Source organism: Roseivivax sp. THAF197b, from assembly GCF_009363255.1.
GTDB lineage: Bacteria > Pseudomonadota > Alphaproteobacteria > Rhodobacterales > Rhodobacteraceae > Roseivivax.
The window spans coordinates 2461115-2484199 of record NZ_CP045318.1 but is presented as its reverse complement, the minus strand read 5'-3'; the positions used below and the strand labels follow the sequence as shown (position 1 = coordinate 2484199).

General features: G+C 62.1%; 16 protein-coding genes and 3 pseudogenes. 12 read left to right on the top strand and 7 right to left on the bottom strand.

The features are described from left to right. The first annotated feature begins 7 nt into the window (after positions 1 to 7). From FIV09_RS12025 to FIV09_RS12010, 4 genes are read left to right on the top strand one after another with little or no spacing between them, the layout of a single operon-like run. The gene (locus tag FIV09_RS12025) at positions 8 to 991 is read left to right on the top strand and encodes an ABC transporter permease (protein ID WP_172975701.1); all 984 of its coding nucleotides are present in this window, start codon (positions 8 to 10) and stop codon (positions 989 to 991) included. Further along, complete coding sequence (locus FIV09_RS12020) at positions 988 to 1986, top strand: ABC transporter permease (RefSeq protein ID WP_152450171.1); 999 nt, start codon at positions 988 to 990, stop codon at positions 1984 to 1986. The genes FIV09_RS12025 and FIV09_RS12020 overlap by 4 nt, the downstream gene beginning before the upstream one ends. A gap of 6 nt (positions 1987 to 1992) precedes the next feature. After that, positions 1993 to 2307: an L-rhamnose mutarotase gene (rhaM, locus tag FIV09_RS12015; protein WP_152450170.1), complete on the top strand. Its 315-nt coding sequence runs from the start codon at positions 1993 to 1995 to the stop codon at positions 2305 to 2307. Next, entirely contained in the window at positions 2304 to 3722 is a 1419-nt protein-coding gene (locus FIV09_RS12010) for an FGGY-family carbohydrate kinase (protein WP_152450169.1), read from the top strand. The genes rhaM and FIV09_RS12010 overlap by 4 nt, the downstream gene beginning before the upstream one ends. Here the strand turns inward: FIV09_RS12010 and FIV09_RS12005 are convergent. Then, positions 3711 to 4730, bottom strand: a complete 1020-nt coding sequence (locus FIV09_RS12005) for a LacI family DNA-binding transcriptional regulator (RefSeq protein ID WP_152450168.1) — start codon at positions 4728 to 4730, stop codon at positions 3711 to 3713. The two genes, FIV09_RS12010 and FIV09_RS12005, sit on opposite strands and share 12 nt — an antisense overlap. A gap of 244 nt (positions 4731 to 4974) precedes the next feature. On the opposite strand from FIV09_RS12005, the gene FIV09_RS12000 reads away from it, so the two are divergent. The 5 genes from FIV09_RS12000 to FIV09_RS11980 all read left to right on the top strand — a co-directional run bounded on the left by FIV09_RS12000 (position 4975) and on the right by FIV09_RS11980 (position 11343). After that, entirely contained in the window at positions 4975 to 7290 is a 2316-nt protein-coding gene (locus tag FIV09_RS12000) for an alpha-L-rhamnosidase (protein WP_216646427.1), read from the top strand. 37 nt (positions 7291 to 7327) lie between these two features. Then, on the top strand, positions 7328 to 8605 hold the full coding sequence (locus tag FIV09_RS11995) for an ABC transporter substrate-binding protein (protein ID WP_152450167.1): 1278 nt from the start codon (positions 7328 to 7330) through the stop codon (positions 8603 to 8605). A 71-nt stretch (positions 8606 to 8676) separates the two neighbouring features. Beyond that, the gene (locus FIV09_RS11990; RefSeq protein WP_152450166.1) at positions 8677 to 9537 is read left to right on the top strand and encodes a carbohydrate ABC transporter permease; all 861 of its coding nucleotides are present in this window, start codon (positions 8677 to 8679) and stop codon (positions 9535 to 9537) included. Continuing rightward, positions 9534 to 10358 carry a carbohydrate ABC transporter permease gene (locus FIV09_RS11985; protein ID WP_152450165.1) on the top strand — a complete coding sequence of 275 codons (825 nt, stop codon included), beginning with the start codon at positions 9534 to 9536 and terminating at the stop codon, positions 10356 to 10358. Before FIV09_RS11990 ends, FIV09_RS11985 begins: the two co-directional genes overlap by 4 nt. A gap of 4 nt (positions 10359 to 10362) precedes the next feature. Further along, a complete protein-coding gene (locus FIV09_RS11980) occupies positions 10363 to 11343 on the top strand; it encodes an ABC transporter ATP-binding protein (RefSeq protein WP_152450164.1) in 981 nt (326 codons plus the stop codon). Positions 11344 to 11899: 556 nt separating this feature from the next. On the opposite strand, the gene istB is transcribed toward FIV09_RS11980, so the two are convergent. From istB to FIV09_RS11965, 3 genes and pseudogenes are all read right to left on the bottom strand, one after another. Continuing rightward, positions 11900 to 12691, bottom strand: coding sequence for an IS21-like element helper ATPase IstB (istB, locus tag FIV09_RS11975; protein ID WP_152452563.1), 792 nt, complete (start codon positions 12689 to 12691; stop codon positions 11900 to 11902). Next, positions 12681 to 14242, bottom strand: a pseudogene (gene istA, locus FIV09_RS11970) (IS21 family transposase). The gene istB and the pseudogene istA overlap by 11 nt, the downstream one beginning before the upstream one ends. Before the next feature lie 362 nt (positions 14243 to 14604). Then, positions 14605 to 14790, bottom strand: a pseudogene (locus FIV09_RS11965) (IS3 family transposase); the annotation flags it as partial. Positions 14791 to 14850: 60 nt separating this feature from the next. Between FIV09_RS11965 and FIV09_RS11960 the strand changes: the two are divergent. The 3 genes and pseudogenes from FIV09_RS11960 (at position 14851) to FIV09_RS11950 (ending at position 18600) form a co-directional block, all read left to right on the top strand. Continuing rightward, positions 14851 to 15554 (top strand): annotated as a pseudogene (locus FIV09_RS11960) (IS6 family transposase). 518 nt (positions 15555 to 16072) lie between these two features. Continuing rightward, positions 16073 to 17128, top strand: coding sequence for a polysaccharide deacetylase family protein (locus tag FIV09_RS11955; RefSeq protein ID WP_152450163.1), 1056 nt, complete (start codon positions 16073 to 16075; stop codon positions 17126 to 17128). Next, positions 17125 to 18600 carry an FAD-dependent oxidoreductase gene (locus tag FIV09_RS11950; RefSeq protein ID WP_152450162.1) on the top strand — a complete coding sequence of 492 codons (1476 nt, stop codon included), beginning with the start codon at positions 17125 to 17127 and terminating at the stop codon, positions 18598 to 18600. Before FIV09_RS11955 ends, FIV09_RS11950 begins: the two co-directional genes overlap by 4 nt. Positions 18601 to 18658: 58 nt before the next feature. Here the strand turns inward: FIV09_RS11950 and FIV09_RS11945 are convergent, their stop codons facing one another. The 3 genes from FIV09_RS11945 to nhaC form a co-directional block, all read right to left on the bottom strand. Beyond that, the gene (locus FIV09_RS11945) at positions 18659 to 19984 is read right to left on the bottom strand and encodes a nucleotide sugar dehydrogenase (protein WP_152450161.1); all 1326 of its coding nucleotides are present in this window, start codon (positions 19982 to 19984) and stop codon (positions 18659 to 18661) included. Further along, positions 19981 to 21087, bottom strand: coding sequence for a glycosyltransferase family 4 protein (locus tag FIV09_RS11940; protein ID WP_216646426.1), 1107 nt, complete (start codon positions 21085 to 21087; stop codon positions 19981 to 19983). Before FIV09_RS11940 ends, FIV09_RS11945 begins: the two co-directional genes overlap by 4 nt. Positions 21088 to 21527: 440 nt before the next feature. Beyond that, on the bottom strand, positions 21528 to 23054 hold the full coding sequence (gene nhaC, locus FIV09_RS11935) for a Na+/H+ antiporter NhaC (RefSeq protein ID WP_152450159.1): 1527 nt from the start codon (positions 23052 to 23054) through the stop codon (positions 21528 to 21530). Between the last annotated feature and the right edge of the window lie 31 nt (positions 23055 to 23085).

The window sequence follows — 23085 nt, the reverse complement described above, 5'->3', positions numbered from 1 at the left end:
AGGCATTATGCTGACCCGATTTCTTGCCTCTCGCGAAGCGCTGCTCGTTGCGGCCATCGGCCTGCTTCTGGCGGTGATCGCGACGCGTTTTCCCGCTTTCGTCACGCCCGCCAATCTGGCGGATGTCTTCAACGACACGTCGCCGCTCATCCTTCTGGCCATCGGGCAGATGGTGGTGATCCTGACGAAGTGCATCGACCTCAGTGTCGCGGCGAATCTGGCATTGACGGGCATGGCGGTCGCGATGCTGAACGTGGCCTTCCCGGGCCTGCCCGTTCCGCTCTTGATCCTTGCGGCCATCGGCATGGGCACGGTGATGGGGATGGCCAATGGGATTCTGGTGTGGAAGCTGGCGATCCCGCCCATTGTCGTGACGCTTGGCACGATGACGATTTTCCGCGGCCTGATCTTTCTGCTGTCCGGTGGCGACTGGGTGAACAGCCACGAGATGAGTGACGCCTTCAAGGCCTTCCCGCGCGCCGAAATCCTGGGCCTGCCGATGCTGAGCTGGACCGCGATCCTGGCCATTGTCGCCTTCACCGTGCTGATGACCCGCACCACTTTGGGCCGTGCGGCCTATGCCGTTGGCGGCAATCCGCATGCAGCGACCTATACCGGCATCGATGTGGGCAGGACGCAGTTCTGGGCCTTCACCCTGTCGGGCGCGCTTGCCGGGCTGACCGGCTATCTGTGGGTGTCGCGCTATGCCGTGGCCTATGTCGACATCGCCGGCGGGTTCGAGCTGGACGTTGTCGCAGCCTGCGTCATCGGCGGCATTTCCATCGCAGGGGGCATCGGCACGGTGGGCGGTGCGGTGCTGGGCGCGCTGTTTCTCGGCGTCATCAAGAACGCGCTGCCTGTCGTGAATATCTCTCCCTTCTGGCAGCTCGCCATCTCCGGCGCGGCGATCATCATCGCCGTCGCGGTGAATGCGCGCGCCAACCGCACCAAGGGACGCATCATCCTCAGATCCGCGGAGCAAACGGCATGACTGACACCGCACGTTTCATCCCCGACCGTCTGCAATCCCCGCTGGAGCGCCGGTTGAAAAGCTGGGAAAGCCTGCTGTTGCTGGTGGCGATCTGCATCTTCGTCGCCAACTCCTTCGCCTCGCCCTACTTTCTGAACGCGTGGAACCTTTCGGACGCGACCTTCAACTTCACCGAAAAGGCAATGATCGCCTTTGCCATGGCGCTGCTCATCATCTCGGGCGAGATCGATCTGAGCGTTGCAGCGATCATCGCGTTGGCCTCGACCGCCATGGGTGCGGCGGTGCAGATGGGGGCGGGCGTGCCGGTTCTTGTACTTGTGGGACTTGGGACCGGGCTTCTTTGCGGGGCATTCAACGGGTTTCTGGTGACCCGGATGGGGCTTCCGTCGATCGTGGTGACCATCGGCACCATGAGCCTGTTCCGCGGCATCAGTTACATCGTCCTCGGGGATCAGGCGTACAAGGGGTATCCGTCCGACTTTGCCTTTTTCGGGCAGGGCTATGTGTTCTGGGTGATTTCCTTCGAATTCGTCCTCTTCGCTCTGCTCGCGGTGATCTACGGCATCCTGCTGCACAAGACGAATTTCGGCCGCACGATCTATGCCATTGGTAACAACCCCACGGGTGCGCTGTTTTCCGGGATCCGCGTGGCGCGGGTGAAGTTCATCCTGTTCCTGCTGACCGGCCTCATGTCCGGCGTCGCGGCGATCTGTTTGACCTCGCGGCTGGGCTCCACCCGGCCTTCCATAGGTTTCGGTTGGGAGCTCGAGATTGTCACGATGGTGGTTCTGGGCGGGGTGAACATCCTGGGTGGATCGGGAAGCATACCGGGTGTCGTGATCGCGGCCTTCGTCATGGGGCTGGTGACCTTCGGTCTGGGTCTTCTGAACGTGCCTGGGATCGTCATGTCCATCGTCATAGGCGCGCTTCTGATCGGGGTCATCGCCCTGCCGCGGCTGTGGACGATGTGGCGCGCGAAGGCCGCAAAAGGGTAACCGACTATGGAGAAATACGCGTTCAAGATGCAGCTCAACCCGGGCTGCGAGGCTGAATATCGTCGCCGCCACGATGAGATCTGGCCCGAGCTCGTGGCGTTGTTGCACGATACAGGCGTGTCGGATTACTCGATCCATCTCGATGCGGAGACGGGGCTTCTGTTCGGCGTGCTCTGGCGCCGGGACGATCACGGAATGGACGCGTTGCCGGACCATCCGGTGATGCGCAGATGGTGGGCGCATATGGCCGACATCATGGCGACCCATTCTGACAACGCGCCGGTGGCCACGCCGCTCAAGACAGTGTTTTACATGCCATGACCGGGAATATCGCCGTCATAGACATCGGCAAGACCAACGCCAAATTGGCGCTGGTCGAGCGTGCAACCCTGACCGAAAAGGCGGTTCTCACCCGTCCCAACGCGGTCCGTCCCGGCCCGCCCTGGCCGCATTTCGACGTCGACGGCCATTGGGATTTCCTGTTGGAGGGGCTGGCCCAATTCCATCGCGCCCACGGGGTCGATGCAATTTCGATCACGACACATGGCGCCTGCGCGGCGCTTCTGGCTGCGGATGGCACGCTGGCCGCGCCGATCCTGGACTACGAGCATTCCGGCCCTGACGAATTGAGCGCCGAATACGACGCCATCCGCCCGGATTTTGCCGAGACGGGCTCTCCTCGGTTGCCGTTGGGGCTGAACATCGGCGCGCAGCTTTTCTGGCAGTTTCAGACCGATCCGGGCCTGAAGGCGCGCACGCAGAGCATTGTCACCTACCCGCAATACTGGGCGCACCGGCTGACCGGCGTGGCGGCGACGGATGTCACGTCTCTGGGGTGTCACACGGATCTCTGGGCGCCGGGGCAGGGACGGATTTCGTCCTTGGTGGACCGGCTGGGCATCGCCGGGAAGATGGCGCCCCCACGCCAGCCCTCGGACGTGCTGGGTCCGATCCTGCCGGAGGTGGCCGCGAGCACGGGGCTCGCCCCGGACACGCCCGTGGTCTGCGGCATCCACGACTCGAACGCCTCCCTTCTGCCGCATGTGCTGGGCCGCGATACGCCCTTTTCGGTTGTGTCGACCGGGACCTGGGTCATCTGCATGGCCATGGGCGGGCAGGGCGTTACACTCGATCCCGCCGCCGACACGCTGATCAATGTCAACGCCCTTGGCCAACCCGTGCCCTCGGCGCGCTTCATGGGCGGGCGGGAACACGATCTGGCGCTGCAGGGCGCGACGCCGGGTGCCGTGTCGGTGCAGGATCTGGATGCGGTTCTTGACGCCGAGATCATGCTCTTGCCTGCGCTTGCGCCCGAAAGCGGGCCTTTCCAGGGACATTCCGCGCGCTGGATTGGCCCGGAGCCTGCGGTCGGATCGGGAATGCGCAGGGCGGCGGTGGCCTGTTACCTCGCGCTGGTGACGAACCACTGTCTGTCCGAGATCGGACAGGCCGGGCCGATCATGGTCGAGGGGCCGTTTGCGCGGAACCGGGAGTATCTTCAGATGCTTGGCGCTTTGGCCGATGCGCCGGTCATAGTGTCGGACAGCGCGACCGGAACGAGCCAGGGGGCGGCGTTGCTGTTGCCCGGCGCTGACAGCGCGACACGGGACGATGTCGCCGCTGAGCCTGCGGACCCGGCGCGTGCCGCCCGTATGCGCCGCTATGCGGACAGCTGGGCGCAGCTTGCAAGCCAGCGGGCCGATGCGCTGATGTGCACTGGCGCGTCAGGCGCTTGAGCGCCGGATCAGGTCGGGCGTGATGTCGATATGCTCGGCCACGGCGCGCCCCTTAATGCGGGACATCAGGGCATCGGCTGCGTGCTGGCCCAGCTTGAAGCCGTGCTGGTCGATCGAGGTGAGATCCACGAGCGGCAAAGCTGCTGGGGTCGAGTTGTCGAAACCGACGATAGCCACGTCCTCGGGCACGCGAATGCCGCTTTTGCGCGCGGTGTTGAGCATGGGAACGGCGTGGATGTCGCTCCAGCAGAAGATCCCGCCCGGTTTGGGCAGATCGCGCAGCATCTGCAATTGCGTGTCGGTGTCCTCGCCCGTGATGCTGCGCGCCTCGATGACGCGGATATGGTCCTCAAGTCCCGCTTCCTGCATGGCGTCGCGATACCCTTTCTCACGCAGATCGAAGACCTCGAAGCCGCCTGCGCGCGATGGCGCGGTCAGCATCCAGATGTCGCGTCGACCAGTTGCGATGAGTTGGCGCACGGCGATTCGCGCGCCCTGTGCATCGTCGCAATTCACCGTGTCGAACCTGTCCGCCGAGGGTTCGTGATGGCCGATCACAACCGTGGGAATTTGCGTGGCATAGGCGGCAAGAATTTCGGCCGACAGACGCGGTGCCACGAGGATGAGGCCGTCCATCCGCATATCGATCATGCCGTCGATCAGCGACCGCTCGACGGTCATTTCCGCCTCGCCGACGGACAGCATGAGACGCATGCCCTGCGCCGACAGGCTTGCCTTGATCCCGTCCACCACATCGGCAAGGAACGGGTTGTGCATGTCTACCAGAAGGACGCCGACCGTATCGGTCGCGCCGCGCATGCCTCGCGCGGCGAAGCTTGGCCTGTATCCAAGTTTTTCCACGGAATTCATGACTTTGGCGCGCATATCAGCGCTGACGCCATAGGCATTGTTCAGGACTTTCGAGACCGCGGTCACCGACACGCCGGCGTCTGCCGCGACCGTTCGGATCGTGGCCCGCTTCTCCGGTTTCGAAATTTGATCCGCCATGTCCGCTCCCGTTTGTCGCCCCGCAGGCATGCTGCTGCACGCTCACGTTCCATCGCTCCGGCAAGAGACGTCCGGACACGGCGGGCCGGGCAGGGTCTTCCCGGACAATACACTTAATCCTCCGAATTGAGTCTTGCCTGCAAGCAATTTGTGTGTATCGTTTTACGGGAAACGTTTTACAAAAGCGTTCGATGAGGAATTCAGCGCAGCTTCGTCATGGGGCGAGTGGCGCAAGGGAGGACAGATGGGATTGGATCTTTCGGCCGAGATGACCGCGCGCCAGGCGTCGCGCGCCTGGACTGGTGAGATGATCGCTCCTGCGCATGACGCGGGCGAGGCGGGGCCGTCGCGTTGCGTTGCGACCGCTTTTTCGATCAGCGGCGCAGCCCAGCCGGTGCTGCATGTCTCGGCTCAGGGCTTTTACCGCGTCTTCCTCAACGGCACACGGGTGGGCGACGATCTGCTCACGCCGGGGTGGACGGCCTATCACGACCGGATCGCCTATCAGTCCTACGACCTGTCCGGGCTTCTGCAGGACGGTGAGAACCGCATCGAGATCTGGCTCGGCGATGGCTGGTATCGGTCCCCGGTCATGTCGCGCGATCGCAACGCGCCCAATGTCTGGGGCGATCGCGTGGGCGCGATTGCCGAGATCGAGGATTCAGGCGCGATCGTGCTCAAGACGGATGGCAGCTGGCGCGCCGGGCTGACCGCCGTGACCCGTGCGGGCATCTACCACGGCGAGGATTATGACGCGCGTCTCGAAGACGGCGCCTGCGACGAGGCGGTTGAGGTGCTGCCGTTCGACACGGCCAAGCTGGTGCCGCATGAAGCGCCGCCGGTCTGCACGCTCGCTCCCTTCGATCCGGTCGAGAGTTGGCAGGATAATGCGGGCCGCACGGTCTACGATTTCGGACAGAATGTCGGCGGTTTCGTGCAGATCACCGTGTCGGGTGCGCCCGGAGCGGAGGTCTTTGTCGAGCATTCCGAAGTGCTGGGCCCTAACAAGGAATTCGACAACCGCAATTACCGCAAGGCACGCGGCGCCTATCGCTACACGCTTAAGGGCGAGGGCAATGAGACCTACGCGCCGATGTTCACCTTCATGGGCTACCGCTATGCCCGCGTGACTGTGACGGGCGAGGCAGAGATCATCGAGATCCGGTCGGTTCCGATTACGTCGATCCACGAACAGGCGGGCGGGTTCACCTGCGCCATCCCTGAAGTGAACCGTCTTGTCGAAAATACGCTCTGGTCGCAGCGCGCCAATTTCATCGAGGTTCCGACCGATTGCCCGCAGCGCGACGAGCGCATGGGCTGGACCGGGGATGCGCAGGTGTTTGCGGGCACGGCTTGTTGGCTCGGCGATGTGGAGCGGTTTCTGAAGAAGTACCTGCGCGACGTCATGTTCGATCAGCGTGAGAACGGCGCCGTGCCGCATTTCTCGCCCGATCCGACCTATCTGACAGGCACGGACGCCGATGGGGAATGGGCCGGTTCAACCGGGTGGGGGGACGTCATCACCATCGTGCCGTGGCAGCTTTATCTGCATTACGGCGATGAGGGCGTGCTGCGCGAATGTTTCCCGGCCATGGTGAAATGGCTCGATCATCTGTGGTCGATTTCGGACGGCCCGGTGATCTATCCGGCGGGCGAGTGGATGGTCAAAGGCTTCACGTTCGGAGACTGGCTGCAGCCCATCGGCGACAACCGGAAGCCGCGCCCGACCATCGGCGACGATTGCGCGGCGACAATCTACCACTTCATCTCGACCGCGCTTACCTCGAAGATCGCGGGGATCCTGGGCAAGCCCGAGGAGGCCGAGCGGCTCGCAGCGCGCGCAGAGGACATCCGCGCGGCCTTCGTCCACGAATTCGTAGCCCCCTCCGGCCGTCTGGCCCATAACGATCAAACGTCCTATGCGCTTGCGATCCTGTTCGATCTGTTGCCGCCCGAACATCTGGAAAAGGCCAAGTTCCATTTCCGCCGGGCCATCGAGGACGCGGATTACCTCATCGGCACCGGGTTCATTGGCACGCCCGCGCTTCTGCCTGCGCTGAGCAAGGCCGGCATGAACGATCTGGCGGAGAAGGTGTTTCTGAACCGCAAGGTGCCGGGCTGGCTTTATCAGGTAGAACGTGGCGCGACGACGATCTGGGAACGCTGGGACGCCATCGGCGAGGACGGCACGATCTACGAGCCGTCGATGAACAGCTACAACCACTATGCCTACGGGGCCGTGTGCCAGTGGCTGTTCGAATGGGTCGCGGGCGTGATGCCTCAGGAAGACGCGCCGGGTTTCGACCGCGTTGCGCTGGCGCCGGTCATCCTGCCGGAATTGGGGCATGCCGCATCCTGGCACCAGTGCCGCCATGGCCGGATCGAGGCCGGCTGGGAGATCGCGGATAGCCGCGTGCGCTACACCGTCACCCTTCCGGAAGGCTGCGAAGGCGTCTTTGCCGCGCAGAATTACGGTCACGTCACGATTGATGGGACAAAGACGTCCGGGGAGGCGCCGACGCTCGGTGCCGGGCGTCACGTCATTGAATTCGATCTCTGAAGATACGTCATTTGGTTCCAAGCAAGGGAGGAAAGCCATGAAATCCTTGGGATATACGATTGCAGCATCAAGCTTTGCGCTGACGGTTTCGTCAGCGGCGGTGAATGCGCAGGAAGTGTCGATGCTGGTCGGAAGCAACCCCGATACGGTCGCGATCGCAGAGGCGCTGACAGCCGCCTATTCCGCGAACAATCCCGGCGTGACCTTCGATATCGAGATCCGTCCCGGCGGCAGCGAGGGCGACAACCTCGTCAAGACGCGCCTTGCAACGGGTGAAATGGCCGACGTGTTCGAAAACAATTCCGGGGCCCTGCTGGCCGCGCTGCGCCCGAGCCTGACGCTCGAGCCGCTGAACGATCTGCCGAACATGGACAAGCTTCTCGAAAGCTACACCTCGACCGTGTCGGATGCTGACGGAAATATCTACGGTGTGCCGTGGAACATGGCTGTGGGCGGCGGGATCATCTATCATCGGCCCACCTACGAGGAACTCGGTCTCGAGATCCCGACCACCTGGGACGAATTCATGGCCAATAACGCCGTGATCGCCGAGCAGACCGACAAGGCGCCGATCATCCAGACCTATCGCGACACCTGGACCAGCCAGATCGTGTTCCTTGCCGATTACTTCAACGTGCAGGCCGCCGAGCCGGGTTTTGCCGAGGCCTTCACGGCCAACGAGGCAAAGTTCGCCACAACGCCTGCCGCGCTGCGCAGCTTCGAAAAGCTTCAGGAAATTCACGATTCCGGTTATCTGAACGAGGATTACGCTGCAGCCACCTACAATGACGGTCTGCGCATGGTCGCCAGCGGCGAGGGCGTGCATTACCCGATGCTGACGGTGGGCTTCAACGCCATCAAGCAGAACCATCCAGAGCTTCTGCAGGACGTGGGCATCTTCGCGCAGCCCGCGAATTCGGACGCGAATGGCCTGACTGTCTGGATGCCCGACAGCTATTACATGCCCAAAAGTGGCGGCAACAAGGAGACGGTGCGCGACTTCCTGAACTGGGTTGCCACGCCCGAGGGCTGCGAGACGATCGTCGAAGCCGTGGGCGCCAACGGTCCCTTTGTCGTTCAGGGCTGCACGCTGCCCGATGACGTGCTGCCCGGTGTCGCGGAGATGCTGCCCTACTTCGCTGAGGAAGGCCGCACCGCGCCTGCCCTGGAATTCCTGTCGCCCGTCAAGGGCCCGGCGCTCGAGCAGATCACCGTCGAGGTTGGTTCCGGCATCCGCGATGCGAAATCGGGTGCAGAACTCTATGACCGCGATGTGGCCAAACAGGCCAAACAGCTGGGTCTGCCCAACTGGTAAGCCCGCCCGCTTCGCTCTGACACAAGTGCCCGTCCCGCTCAGGGGCGGGCCTGCAACCCAGAGGCCCGAGCATGACGCGACGTTCTCCATATCCTTATTGGTTCGTGATGCCCGCAGCGGTGATCTTCACCGTGCTGTTTCTGGCTCCGACCGCGCTGTCTTTCTGGTTCAGTCTGACCAACTGGGATCTTTTCCAGGCCAGTTTCATCGGACTGGATAACTTCTACGATTTCCTGAGCGAGCCCTATCTTCTCAGAGGTCTGACCAACACGCTGATCTTTGCCATCGTGACCAGTGGCCTCAAGACGGTTCTGGGTCTTCTGTTGGCCGTGCAGCTCACTTCCGGGATTTTCGGGCAGTCGCTTTTGCGCTCCGTGGTGTTCTTTCCCGTGCTGGTGTCGACCATCGGCGTCGGACTTCTGTTTGCGGAAATGATGCATCCGACCGATGGCGCGATCAACGTGGCCTTGTCCTATATCGGGATCGACGGGCCCGGCTGGCTGACCAATCCGTCGCTGGCGCTCTATTCCGTAGCGCTCGTCGATGTCTGGCGCGGCGTGGGCCTTGCGACGCTGATTTTCATTGCCGGTCTGGCAGCCATCTCTCCCGAATACTATGAGGCTGCCCGGATCGACGGAGCCACGCGCACCCAGCAATTCTGGCGCGTGACCGTGCCACTCGTGCAGCCTGCGACCAACGCCGTGATCATCCTGTCGCTGATCGGTGGCCTGCGGCTGTTCGATCTGATCTGGGCGATGACCCGTGGCGGTCCCGGCTTCTCGTCCGATGTCCTGGCCAGCGTGATCTACAAGCAATACCAGTCGGGCTTTTACGGGCTTTCGACCGCAGGCAACGTGATCCTGTTCGCCTTGATCGCATTCATCATCGCGCCGCTGGCCTGGTGGTTGAACCGCCGGGAGGTCGATCAATGACACGCAGAGATTATGTGGTCGGCATCCTCTCGATGCTCGTGGCCTTCGTGATATTCGTCCTGCCGTTCCTGTTCGTCGCGATCAACGCCGTGAAATCTGCGGCAGACGCCTCTGAGTTGGACTTTTCGCTCCCCGAGGAGTGGCTGTTCTGGCAGAACCTCGTGGCGGTGGTGCAGGCGCGCGATTACCAGCTGCTTCTGGCGTACTTCAATTCGATCGTCATCACCGTGGGCTCTGTCGCGATCCTGGTCGTGGTGGGGGCGATGGTGGGCTACATCCTTCAGCGCCGTCCGTCGAAATGGAGCAAGGTGATCTATGCCTTCGTCTTGTCCGGTCTGATGATCCCGCCTGCCGTCGTGCCGACGATCTGGGTGTTGCAGGAAATCAATCTGTTCAAGACGTTACACGGCATGATCCTGATCCAGGTCGCCTACGGGCTGGGTTTCACCGTGCTTCTGTACCGCGCCTTCATCTCCACGATCCCGCGCGATCTGGACGAGGCCGCGTTGATCGACGGCGCAAAACCCTGGCAGATTTTCTTCCGGGTTATCCTGCCGCTTCTGAAGCCCGTGACGGTGACCGTGATCGTCGTGCAGTCGATCACCATCTTCAACGACTTCACCCACCCGCTCTATTATCTTCCCGGCGCCGAGAACGTGACCGTGCAGCTGACGCTCTACAACTTTCAGAGCCAGTTCCTGTCGCAGATGAACCTGTTGTTCATGAACATTCTGCTGGTCACGATTCCGCCGCTGATCGTCTTCATCTTCTTCAACCGCCAGATTGTCGCCGGCATGACCTCCGGCGCGGTGAAAGGATAAACAAATGGCCCGTGTCGTTCTCAAGGATGTCCGAAAAAGCTATGGCGAACACGAGGTGATCCACGGCATCGACCTGACCATCGAGGATGGTGAGTTCTGCGTCTTCGTCGGCCCGTCGGGATGCGGCAAGTCCACGCTCCTGCGCATGATCTCGGGTCTGGAAGAGGTTACCTCCGGCAGTATCGAGATCGACGGGCGTGACGTGACCCATGCGGAACCTTCAGATCGTGGCATCGCGATGGTATTCCAGTCCTACGCGCTCTATCCGCATCTCACGGTTGCCGAGAATATCGGTTTCGGTCTGTCGCTCGCGCGCAAGCCCAAGGACGAAATCCGCAAACGGGTCGAGGACACGGCCAGGATCCTGCAGCTCGAGCATCTGCTCGACCGCAAGCCGAAGGCGTTGTCCGGCGGGCAACGTCAGCGCGTCGCCATCGGCCGCGCGATTATCCGCAATCCTGACGTGTTCCTGTTCGATGAACCCCTGTCCAATCTGGATGCCGCGCTCAGATCGCAAATGCGGATCGAGCTGACGGACCTGCATGCGGAGTTCAAGGCGACGATGATCTACGTCACCCATGACCAGGTCGAGGCGATGACAATGGCCGACAAGATCGTGGTGCTGAATGGCGGGCGGATCGAACAGGTCGGATCGCCGATGGAGCTCTATGACAACCCGGCCTCGGAATTCGTGGCGGGGTTCATCGGCAGTCCGAAGATGAACCTCTACGATGGTGAGGCCGCGGCCAAGATGGGGTGCAGGACCTACGGCATCCGTCCCGAGCATTTGAAGCTGTCAGACAGCGACGGCAAGTGGAAGGGGGCAGTCCGCCATGTGGAGCGGCTTGGCGCCGATACGATCGTGCACCTGGAGACCGAAGCGCTTGGTCCGATGATCGCGCGCGTCGAGGGCAGCCGCAATTTCGCGCCCAATGATACGGTCTATGCCTCGCCCGTTGAGGGGCGCGAGGTTCTGTTTCGGTAAGCGTCGATCGGGAGGTTTTACGCCGTGAGTTGGTCCGGTTTTGGGGTTATCGCTTCGGATCAATCCTAAACGCTGAACGCAACAAACGCCCGTGCAAGGGCATGAGCCAAGCCGCTGGCACGCGGGCACCCTGACGAGGGTTCGGTGAAGGCACCCCGAGGCAAGAATGCCGTCTTGGTGGGTTCTTTAGACAGCATGAGGCAGGGATGGTCATCCCGAGCTGAACTCAGCGGGATAGCGTCGGCTCGACGGTGATGCGCTGACGCAGATCGGTTCCGAAAATCGCGGGCAACCCGATCTCTGGGTGAGGAATGGGACAGAGAACGCCCATCTGCCATCCTGACGACGGGACCGCGCTGTGCCTAGGCTCCGGAATATGGAGTTCACAGAAATTCGCCGCTAACCATGCCTCCGTCTACAATCACGTCAACCAGGACCGCGACCTGCCGAGCCGAGAGATATTCAAGGCGTATTGCGCCACCGTGTTGGGTGTCACTGAGAACTGACCCAGCATTGTCATCGAGATCTGACCCGCCCGGTCGTTATGTTTGCTAATTCATGATGGGGTCAATGCTGCTGCCTCCTTCCTTTTCTTTTTCGCGGTCTCGGAGCTGGCCTTGAAGCGGTAGCTGTCGTTGCCGGACTCGAGGATGTGGCAGCGATGGGTCAGGCGATCGAGCAATGCGGTGGTCATCTTGGCATCGCCGAAGACGCTCGCCCACTCGCTGAAGCTCAGGTTGGTGGTGATGATGACGCTGGTGCGCTCATAGAGCTTGCTGAGAAGATGGAACAGCAGCGCACCACCCGAGGCGCTGAACGGCAGGTATCCCAGCTCGTCGAGGATCACCAATTCGGTTTTCACCAGTGCCTCGGCGATCTGTCCGGCCTTTCCCTGTGCCTTTTCCTGCTCCAGCGCATTGACCAATTCCACCGTCGAGAAGAAGCGCACCCGTTTGCGATGGTGCTCGATGGCCTGAACGCCGAGGGCGGTCGCGACATGGCTTTTCCCGGTTCCGGGGCCGCCGATCAGCACGACGTTCTCAGCCGCGTCCATGAACTCGCACCGATGGAGTTGCCGCACGAGGGCTTCGTTGATCTCGCTTGCGGCGAAGTCGAAGCCGGACAGGTCCTTGTAGGCCGGGAAGCGCGCGACCTTCATGTGATACGCGATCGAGCGCACCTCGCGTTCGGCCATTTCAGCCTTGAGCAGCTGCGAGAGTATCGGCATGGCGGCCTCGAACGCCGGGGCACCTTGCTCCATGAGGTCATGCACGGCCTGCGCCATGCCCGGCATCTTCAGGCTGCGCAGCATGATGACAATGGCGGCTTCAGCGGGGTCATGACGCATGGCGTGTTCCTCCCCGCAGGCCGTCATAGCGTGCGACGTTGGCCTCAGGTTCCTTCGTGAGGACGAGACTTGAAGGCGGCGTCACGTCCGGCTGGTCGCTCGGCGTGCCATCCACCAGCCTGTGGAGCAGGTTCAGCACATGGGTCTTTGTCGGCACGCCCGCCTCCAGCGCCATTTCCACGGCGCAGAGCACGGCCTGTTCCTCGTGATGCAGAACCAGGGACAGGATCTCGACCATCTCGCGATCGCCGCCGGGCTTGCGCAGCATCTGTCCCTGCAACTGACGGAATGCCTCCGGCATCTCGACAAACGGGGCGCCGTTACGAAGCGCGCCAGGCTTGCGCTGAACAACGGCAAGGTAATGGCGCCAGTCATAGATGACGCGGCCGGGTTGCCGGTGTGACCGTTCTATGATGCGCTGATGCTCGCAGACCACGTGCCCTTCGGCCACGATCACCAGACGTTCGGGGTAGATGTGCAAGCTGACAGGGCGGTTCGCAAAACTGGCAGGCACAGAGTAGCGATTACGCTCGAAGGTGATCAGGCAGGTGGGTGACACCCGCTTGCTTTGCTCGACATAGCCATCGAAGGCCGTGGGTAACGGCATCAGAGCAGGCTTCTCGGCCTCCCAGGCATCGGCGATGGTGCCGGGCAGGCTGCCATGTCTGGTCTCGGTCCACAGCGCCTTGCACCGCTGTTCCAACCAGATGTTCACTGCATCAAGATCCGGAAAGGCCGGCATCACCTGCCAGAGCCGGTGGCGCGCATCGCGGACGTTCTTCTCGACCTGGCCTTTCTCCCAGCCGGCGGCTGGATTGCAGAACTCGGGCTCGAAGACATAGTGGCTGGTCATGGAGAGGAACCGCGCATTCACATCGCGCTTCTTGCCAGCGCCCACACGATCCACCGCCGTCTTCGCTCGACCATTGTCCTCGGACCAATGGCGGACAAGGTCTCGCTGTCGTAGATCCCGCGGCCTGGCACGCCCTCAAAGACCCGGAAGGCGTGCCAGTGCGCGTCAAACAGCATCTCATGCGTCTGCAACAAATAGGCCCTGACCAGAAACGCCCGGCTGTGCGACAGCTTGACGTGAGCCACCTGTAGCTTGATGCGCTCGCCGCCGACATGCGCCCAGTCCTCGCTCCAGTCAAACTGGAACGCCTCGCCCGGCTCGAACACCAGCGGCACAAATGTCCCGCGATCCGTCGTCAGCTGCGTGCGTTGCCGGTCTCCCTTCCAGGTCCGCACGAAGGCTGCGACCCGCTCATACGAGCCGTCATAGCCAAGCTGAACCAGATCAGCGTGCATCTGCTTGGCGGTGCGCCGGTCCTTGCGCGACTTGCGCTGCTCGGTCACCAGCCAGCCTGACAGCTTCTCTGCATACGGGTCCAGCTTGCTTGGCCGCGCCGGTGTCTGAAACTGCGGCTCAACGATCCCAGCCCGCAGATACTTCTTGATGGTGTTGCGAGACAGCCCGGTCCGCCGCGCGATCTCGCGGATGGGCATCTTGTCCCGCAATGCCCAACGTCGAATGACGCTCAATAATCCCATGTCGATCACTCCGAAAACCCCCGACAAATCCCGTCAGGGGCAAGGTTCCACATGGGTCAGTTCTCAGTGACAATTTAGACTGCTGCTGGGTCAGTTCTCAGTGACATCCAACAAACCAATTCAGATGTACGTTGGTTCGCCTCCAAATTTCGATCGTTTGATCAAAGTTGCGAAGGCGCGCATAAAAGCAAAGAAGGGTAATCCTGGCTTGATGGCGATGGCTTCTTGAGGGGTGCTTTCAGACAAACTCAGCAAGACACGTGTCAGGGTAAATCCCCGGATGTACAGGTGATTTGGAAGTAGAAATTTCTCTGCCGGACGAATGGAGAGAATGGCCTGCTTCCGTTTCCGTGGACACGGGTTTAGATTTGCATTGCTCGGTCCTCGAACGCCGTGGGGCTGAGATAACCCAACTTCGATTGGCGTCGTCTCGGATTGTAGAAGCGCTCTATGCAATCGAAGACGTCGGCGCGGGCGGCATCGCGGGTGCGGTAGACCTTTCGTGCCGTCCGCTCGATCTTAAGCGATGATAAGAAACTCTCCATCGCAGGGCACTGTCAGAGGAACTGGGACTTGAGCGGGGCAGGGCGGTTGCGTAGCGTCGGGCGATGATCAAGCGCAGCCCGTTCTGGTATTAAAGACCAGCCCGGAGATCATTCGTCTGGCGGTGATGCTATATGTTCGGTTCCCGCTGTCGCTGCGGAACGTCGATGACCTTCTGCACGAGCGCGGCATCGAAATCAGCCACGAGACGGTGCGCTACTGGTGGAACCGCTTCGGCCCGACGTTCGCCGCCGAGATCCGGAAACGCCGGATCGAGGGGCTTCGATCGAGCCGGTGGCGTTGGCGCCTCGACGAGGTGTTCGTCACGATCATCGGCAAGACGCACTATCTCTGGCGGGCCGTCGACCACGAAGGCGAGGTGCTGGAAAGCGTGGTCACCAAGCGCAGCGACTGCAAGGGGGCGCTGAAATTCCTGCGGGAACTGATGAAACGGCACGGGCGGGTCGAGGTGCTCACGACGGACACGCTCCGGTCCTACAGCGCGGCTGTGCACGATGTCGGCCACATCAACCACGAAGCCGAAGGGCGCTAGATCAACAACCGCGCCGAGAACTCGCATCTATCATTGCGAAGACGCGAGCGCGCGATGCTTCGATTCCGGCGGATACTAAGTCTTCAGAAATTCGCCGCCGTCCACTCATCCGCTCACGATCACTTCAACTAGGAGCGCAGTCTCTCCAGCCGCGACATCTTCAAGCAGAACCGCGCAGCTACTCTCGCCGAGTGGGGCGGTCTCGGCGCGGCATAAAGGTCAGCGCGACTGCCGCAGTAGAGACGAGTTCGAATTGGTCTGCCAGCACCGCCATCATTACCTTTTGAACCCGTCGATGTCGCCCGGCCTCCGCTATTTCCGAAGGGTGTGTCACATGGCGGCTCTGTAACGCAGATCGGCAGATGGCCGGAATTTTTTCCCGGATGGAGGTATTCCGCAGATTCCGTGACGGGTACGCGGAGCGCGGTGTGACCGTTCAGAACATCGATCCGTGCCTCGGGTTCGGTGACCTGACGGTCGAAGTCCCGTGTGATGAGCCGTCGGCTCAGCAGCTTCACGCAAATCATCGATTGCCCGGCAAGGCATTGCGCAGCCATGTCACGATATAAGCCTGCCACGAGATTTGCGCATCAGAGCCCGCCCCGTAGCGATGGAGGGGAAAGACCAAAAATTGACAAACGCCGGAATTCGGGGAAACATTCGAGAATTACTTTTCGAGCCTTTTTTCTGGCGTTTCTTCGGGATCCGTCCCGGCAGTGATCGAGTATTTATTGATGACCCGCGTTGGCATTGCGACGAAGCCGGACGCAACGCCCCGTTCCCGGGGCGGCTTTGTTCTTTCGCTTGATTTCGAATTGAACTGGGGCGTCGTGTCGAACGCCTCAAACGCAGCCTATTGGCCCAATATCATCGGGGCGCGCAGTGCCATTCCGAAACTTCTCGATCTGTTTCGGGAATATGATCTGCGCTGCACCTGGGTCACGACGGGCCTTTTGTACTTCGACCGGCGGGACGACATGCTGGCCGCGCTGCCACGTACGCAGCCGCGCTACGAAGACGCGTCTTTGTCGAGCTATGCGCATCTGGACGGCGTCGGAGCGGACGAAGACACAGATCCCCTGCATTTCGGCTTGTCGCTGATCCGCAAGATCAAGGCATGCCCCGGTCAGGAGATCGGCACGCACACGTTCAGCCATTATTTCTGCCGCGATGCGGTGGGCGACCCGAAGCCGTTCGAGGCCGATCTGGAGGCCGCGCGGCAAGCCGCGGCGCGGATCGGGGTGCACTGCACCAGCATCGTCTTTCCGCGCAACCAGGTGACGGAGGAGGCTCTGGAGGTCTGCGCGCGGCACGGGCTCACCGCGTTTCGGGGCAATGCGCGCGGATGGATCTACCGGAGCAATGGCAGCGCGGATAATGGCCCTTGGAAGCGGCTATTCCGCCTGCTCGACAGCTACCTGCCGATCGTGGGCGATCAATCCGTCACGCCAAGCGTCGAACACGGCATGGTCAATATCCCGGCATCGTGCTTCCTGCGGCCCTATTCAAAACGCCGCGCAGCGCTGGAAGGGCTCCGCCTCAGCCGCATCAAGCGCGAGATGCGCCGCGCCGCAGAGCGGGACGCGTTATATCACCTCTGGTTTCACCCGCACAATTTCGGCGCCGATCAGGACGAGAACATGGCCGTGATGCGGGACATCGCCGCCGAGGCGGTGCGTCTTGATCGGGAATTCGGTTGGCCGTCGAAGACAATGGCCGACATCGCGCAGGAGGTCCTGCCGCAGAACGCGGAGTTTGCGGGGTCCATCAGGGTAGGGGGCGGATCATGACCCAGTCCGAGACGGATGTTGTCATCATCGGGGCCGGACCTTCAGGTCTGAGCGCCGGGTACGAACTGATCCGGCAGGGCGTCTCACCGATGATCGTGGAGCGCACGACCGAGGTCGGCGGTCTGATGCGGTCCATTCCGAAAGGCGCCTACATGCTCGATATCGGTCGCAAGGAAATGTATTCGCGCATCCCCGAAGTGGTCGAATTGTGGGACACGCTTCTGGGCGAGGATTACCGCGCCTATCCGCACCGGGTCGGCAGTCTTTATGGCGGGCGTATCGTCGAGATCTCGGGCGAGTATCGCGGGCTTTTGCGCGGCGTTCCCCTGCCGCTTCTGATCCGGGGGGCGCTCAGCCTCGCGAAGGGGCGGATGCTGGGCCTTGTGCGCGCGCCCGCTTCTTATGAGGAGCATTGGCACCGCAAGGTCGGCGCGGTGTTCTCGCGCCTTTTCGCGCAAGGCTATTGGGAGAAATTTCGCGGCACGGAATGGCGTGAGATGCCGGTCCCGGAAAGTGCGCCGCCTGGGGCAGGGGCCTCGTCGGCCTCCTATAGCCAACAGGCGGTCAGCGGCGCGCTTGGGGCTGGTCGCAAAGCCCCGGCATCGAGAAAGAACTGGCGCCATCCGCGGCTTGGTACCGGGCAATTGTTCACCCGGCTGCACCGCGAGATAGAGGATGCGGGCGGGCATGTGCAGTTCGAAACCGAGGTCGACAGGATCGAGCAGCAGCCCGATGGCTCATGGGCGCTCGATCTCAATCGGGATGGCACGACAGAGCGGGTGCACGCACGGCATGTGATCTCGAGCCTGTCGGTGGAGCGCCTGTCCGAGGTGCTATTTCGGGGCGATGCGCCCTTGCTCAAGCGGTCGCGCTCCCGCGATCCGGTCTTGTACGAGACGCGGCATGTGCTGCTCGTTTACCTCTTCATCGACGGCGCGCCCCGGTTTCCGCATGCCTGGCTCGAGGTGAACGATCCGGATCTGCGCTGCGGCCGGATCACCAATTACACTGCCTTCGCGGGGGACATGGTGCCCGAAGGCAAGACCTGCCTTTGCGTGGAGTTCTTCTGTTCCGAGACCGCCGATCTTCTGGGCCAGGACGATGATTTCCTGACCCGCGCCGCGATTGAGGAATGCAACCGGGCCGGGCTTCTCGACCCCTCTGAGATGGAGGGATCCTGGGTCATGCGGCTGGCTCGGACCAATGCCGCCTCAAGCTGGCGCGAGCTGCAATCCGAGGATCGGCGCGAATTGCTCGATCAGCTCAAGGAGATTCCGACCTTCTTCCATGTGAACCGTCCGGGCTGCGACTGGGCCAGCCTCGCGGGGCTTTTTGCCGGACGGGCCGTGGCCACCGGCAGCCGGGCGGAGTTCGACGAAAGGGCTGATCCCACGCAACGGCTTCCCGAACTGCCCGAACGCGCGCCGACACCTCCGCAGAGCGAAGGTGGCGACCTTCTGCAATCGGCGTGAGTGGTTTCGCGAAACGTCGGTTTGGCCTATCGTCCGCGGCTGTGCATCGCACCCGGCGTCACAGGCTCCAATAGGTGATACCGTCCGGCAACGTGTCGCGATCGATGACGGAGCGGACATCGACCAGCACGCCCCCCGGCTTCAGCATGTCGTAAAGCGCGTCGAGCCGTTCCAGATACAGGCGATGCGGAACAGCCAGCACAATCGCATCGAGCCCCTGCAGGGCGGTATCGTCGCATAGCGTCACGCCAAGATCGGCCTCTGCATCGGCGGCAATCGCATGCGGGTCATGCACCATCGGCCATATCCCGTGCGCTTCGAGGTCGGCCAGGATGTCGGGCACGCGCGAATTGCGGATGTCGGGTACGTCCTGCTTGAAGGTCAGACCGAGGATCGCGACGCGGGCGCTGTCGAGCGCGATGCCTGCGCCGACCATCAGGCGGATCAGCTTTTGCGAGATGAAGCGCCCCATGCCGTCATTGATCCGACGTCCGGACAGGATGACCTCGGGGTGGTGGCCGACGGCCATGGCCTTCTCGGTCAGGTAATAGGGGTCAACGCCGATACAATGCCCGCCCACGAGACCGGGAGAGAAGTTCAGGAAGTTCCACTTGGTGCCTGCCGCTGCCAGCACATCCCGCGTGGGGATGTCGATCCGCTCGAAGATCAGGGCGAGCTCGTTCATCAGGGCGATGTTGAGATCCCGCTGGGTGTTCTCGATCACCTTGGCGGCCTCGGCCACCTTGATCGAGGGCGCGATATGCAGGCCTGCCTCGATGATTTCGCCGTAGGCCTCGGCGAGGCGCGCCAGGGTGGCGGGGTCCTGTCCCGCGACCACTTTCGTGATGCTCTCCAGACGATGCGCCTTGTCGCCGGGATTGATCCGTTCGGGGGAATAGCCCAGCGTGAAATCCCGCCCGGCCACCAATCCCGATGCCGCTTCGAGAGCGGGGCCGCAGACCTCTTCGGTCGCGCCGGGATAGACGGTGCTTTCGAAGACGACGATATCGTCCGTCGCCAGATGCGGGCCGATGGTGCGGCAGGCTGCCAGCAGGAGCGACAGATCGGGGCGATGCGCCTCGGTGATCGGGGTGGGCACGGTCACGACGTAGAGGGTCGCCGCTGCCAGATCGGCCGCGTCGTCGCTGACCATCAGTGTGCTTGCGCTCAGCTCATGGCCGGCGATCTCACCCGTGCGGTCATGATGGCGCCTGAGTTCGGCGATGCGCGTCTGCGACAGATCGAAGCCGGTGACGGCGTCAAAGCGCCGGGCAAAGGCCACGGCGACGGGCAGGCCCACATATCCCAGGCCAATGACACAGATCCGTTCATCGGTGCGCTTCACGCGCTCCGGCGCGACAGGGCTCTCAACATCGATCTTCATGGCGCCGTTCCCTCCAGACCCATCGCCGTCAGCAATGTCTTGTTCACGATATGCACGTCGAATACCTGCTCTGCGCGCTGCCTGCCGCTTGTTCCCATCGCCGCGGCGAGGCCCTGTTCGGTTGCGAGGCGCTGCATGGCATCGGCCAGCGCCACCGCATCGCCTGCAGGCACGATAAAGCCGTCCTCGCCGTCGATGATGCTATGCGCGCATCCCGGAACATCGGTGGTGATCACCGCCCGCCCCATGCTCATGCCCTCAAGAACGGTGCGCGGCATTCCTTCGCGGTGAATGGCGGGCAACACGATGACGGAGGCCGCCTTGATGAAGGGCCGGACATCATCCGTCGCCCCGAGATAGGTCAGGATATTCTCCGCCTGCCAGGCTTCGACATCGCAAGGGCGATAGGAATCGGGATTGGCGTCGAGAGGGCCAAGAAGCGTCACCTCTGCCATGATGCCGCGATCGCGAAGAATGCGCGCCGCCTCCACATAGATGTCGATGCCTTTGCTCTTGAGCAGACGGGCAATCATCAGGAACCGGACCGGCCCGTCGGGCTGGGGGCAATTCTCATAGCGGGACAGATCGACGCCGGAGCCCGGAACCTGAAGCAGCGCCACATCGGGCGGCACCAGCCCGAAACGCCGAATATCGGCTTCCTCCACCGGATTGTAGACAAAGCCCAGATCCAGGTTTTTCAATGCCCGCCGATAAAGCCAGATTGCCAGAAAGCGAACGAGCGCGCGCTTCCCGGTCGGCGCTTCTTCGGAAAAGGCATAGCCGAGCCCGGTAAACAGCGCGTATCGCCGTTTCACGCCCGCGCGCCGCGCTGCGATATTGCCGTAGATGATCGGCTTCATCGTATAGGGCAGAACGACATCCGGCCGGAAGGACCGCAGCTCGTCGGTCAGAACGCGCAAAGTGGTCATGTCTTCGCGAGGGTTGATCCCTGCACGCGACATCGGAATTTCATGATGGGAAACGCCGATGCTCTGCAATTCCCGGGCTGTCTCGGGCGTGATATCCGGCGCAAAGGCCCGAACCTCATGGCCAAGATCGACCATGCGGCGCAGCAATTCGAGCCGGAAATTCGTCAGCGACATTCCGAGACTTGCAATCACCGCGACGCGCTGCCGAGAAGAGGCGCCGCACTCCATCCTCCTACACCGCCGCTATGCGCGAACAGAAGGTGGGCGCGAAAAGATAAAATTGAACCCCGAATTTCATACCTGGCAATCCAAGCGTCATCGTTACGAAAAAGAACTATCTAATAATGGCGGTCTGTCTCGACCCGCAGGCTAATAACGGAAACGTTATCACAAATATCGGCGGCGCAGTAAAAAAATGCGGCCTTTTTTGAGGAATTGAACGGCGCGCCCAATGAAATCGCCAAGACGCACGGAATGCGGGCGTAGGTTGTGCGTCTGTCGGAAAAGGGGAGGGCGCCGGGATGCGCGTGCCTTGAGGGCAAGGTAGTGTCGCGGTCAGCCCTCAGGGCGGGTGAAGCGGGCCAGATGAATATCCGGCCCGTTTCCTTGGTCGGTTACTCGGCAGGTTGCGCCGCGCCGCCCATCTTGGCGCCGGGGCCGTCGAAGCCATGCTCGCGCAGGTCCTTGATCGCCTCGTTGCTGTCTTTCCAGCCCTGGATTTCCTCGGCCGTCGCCTTGGGCGAGAAGAGCCCGGTCAGCGCGTAGACGATGCCGATCACCGGTGCCAGCCAGCAGGCAAAGGACAGCGGAATATAGAGCAGGTTCTCCACATTGCCGTCCGCAATGCCCAGGGCCAGCGCGCTGATGACGAAGGCACCGCCTGCGTTCCACGGGATCAGCGGCGACATGAGCGTGCCGCCTTCCTCGATGGCGCGGCTCAGGTTCAGCGTCGAGTAGCCCATGCCGCGATAAACGGGCGCATACATCCGGCCCGGAAGCGCGATCGAGAGGTAGGGATCGCCCGCGACGAGGTTGGTGGCGACCGAGGTGCCGATGGCCGAGGTCTGGATGCCTGCAAAGCTCGTGACCTTGGTCATGATCGCGTTGATGATCGTCTCCAGACAGCCCGTGCGCTCCAGCGCGCCGCCGAAGCCGAGCGCGATCAGAACGAGGCTGATGGTCCACATCATCGACTGGATGCCGCCGCGATTGAGCAGGCTGTCGATCTCGGACACGCCCGTCTCGATGGAATAGCCGCTATTGGCGAAGGTGAAGACATCGTGCAGCCCCGCCCCCTGGAAGCCGATGGCCATGAGGCCGCCCACGACCACACCGGCAAAGAGCGACGGGATCGGCGGCTTCTTCGTCACGGCAAGGCCGATGACCAGAAGCGCCGGGGCGAGAAGCCAGGGCGAGATCCAGAAGTTCTCCTGCAAGGCGACGGTGATGCTTTCGATCCGCTCGAAGGACGTGCTGCCGTCACCCACCATCGAGAAGCCCGCCCAGGTATAGATGCCGAGCGCGATCAGCATGGCCGGCACGGTGGTCGGCATCATGTTCTTGATGTGATCGAAGAGGTTCGTGCCGGTCACCGCCGGGGCGAGGTTCGTGGTGTCCGACAGGGGCGAGATCTTGTCGCCGAAAAAGGCGCCGGAAACGACCGCGCCTGCAGTCCAGTACATCGGGATATCAAAGCCCGCACCAATCCCCATCAGCGCAAGGCCCACGGTCCCGACCGTCCCCCAGGACGTGCCCAGCGACAGCGAGACGATGGCGCAGAGGATCATCGCCGCGGCGAGGAAGATCTCTGGCGATAGCAGAACGAGGCCGTAATAGATCAGCGTCGGAACCGTGCCCGAGGCAATCCAGACCCCGATGATCATGCCCACCGTGATGAGAACGGAGACCGAAGGCAGCGACACGTTGATGACGTGAAAGACGCCGTCCTGGATATTGGGCCAGCTGTGGCCAAGGTAGATGCCGACGATCGACGTGATCGCGAGGCCGATGGACAGCGGAATATGCGGTGTGAAATCGTCGAAATAGAAAAGTTGCACGGCCAGTACCGCGAGGGTCAGCACCACGGGGACGAGAGCCAGACCCAGCGACGGTGCGCGTGGTTCCTTGGTATCGGATGACATGGGAAATCTCCCTGTTTCAGGTTCCGTTCTA

Bases quoted from the DNA above. Each gene is read 5' to 3' on its own strand.
- FIV09_RS12025 (WP_172975701.1), top strand. From the start codon at position 8: ATGCTGACCCGATTTCTTGCCTCTCGCGAAGCGCTGCTCGTTGCGGCC.
- FIV09_RS12020 (WP_152450171.1), top strand. From the start codon at position 988: ATGACTGACACCGCACGTTTCATCCCCGACCGTCTGCAATCCCCGCTG.
- rhaM (WP_152450170.1), top strand. From the start codon at position 1,993: ATGGAGAAATACGCGTTCAAGATGCAGCTCAACCCGGGCTGCGAGGCT.
- FIV09_RS12010 (WP_152450169.1), top strand. From the start codon at position 2,304: ATGACCGGGAATATCGCCGTCATAGACATCGGCAAGACCAACGCCAAA.
- FIV09_RS12005 (WP_152450168.1), bottom strand. From the start codon at position 4,730: ATGGCGGATCAAATTTCGAAACCGGAGAAGCGGGCCACGATCCGAACG.
- FIV09_RS12000 (WP_216646427.1), top strand. From the start codon at position 4,975: ATGGGATTGGATCTTTCGGCCGAGATGACCGCGCGCCAGGCGTCGCGC.
- FIV09_RS11995 (WP_152450167.1), top strand. From the start codon at position 7,328: ATGAAATCCTTGGGATATACGATTGCAGCATCAAGCTTTGCGCTGACG.
- FIV09_RS11990 (WP_152450166.1), top strand. From the start codon at position 8,677: ATGACGCGACGTTCTCCATATCCTTATTGGTTCGTGATGCCCGCAGCG.
- FIV09_RS11985 (WP_152450165.1), top strand. From the start codon at position 9,534: ATGACACGCAGAGATTATGTGGTCGGCATCCTCTCGATGCTCGTGGCC.
- FIV09_RS11980 (WP_152450164.1), top strand. From the start codon at position 10,363: ATGGCCCGTGTCGTTCTCAAGGATGTCCGAAAAAGCTATGGCGAACAC.
- istB (WP_152452563.1), bottom strand. From the start codon at position 12,691: ATGCGTCATGACCCCGCTGAAGCCGCCATTGTCATCATGCTGCGCAGC.
- FIV09_RS11955 (WP_152450163.1), top strand. From the start codon at position 16,073: ATGACCCGCGTTGGCATTGCGACGAAGCCGGACGCAACGCCCCGTTCC.
- FIV09_RS11950 (WP_152450162.1), top strand. From the start codon at position 17,125: ATGACCCAGTCCGAGACGGATGTTGTCATCATCGGGGCCGGACCTTCA.
- FIV09_RS11945 (WP_152450161.1), bottom strand. From the start codon at position 19,984: ATGAAGATCGATGTTGAGAGCCCTGTCGCGCCGGAGCGCGTGAAGCGC.
- FIV09_RS11940 (WP_216646426.1), bottom strand. From the start codon at position 21,087: ATGTCGCTGACGAATTTCCGGCTCGAATTGCTGCGCCGCATGGTCGAT.
- nhaC (WP_152450159.1), bottom strand. From the start codon at position 23,054: ATGTCATCCGATACCAAGGAACCACGCGCACCGTCGCTGGGTCTGGCT.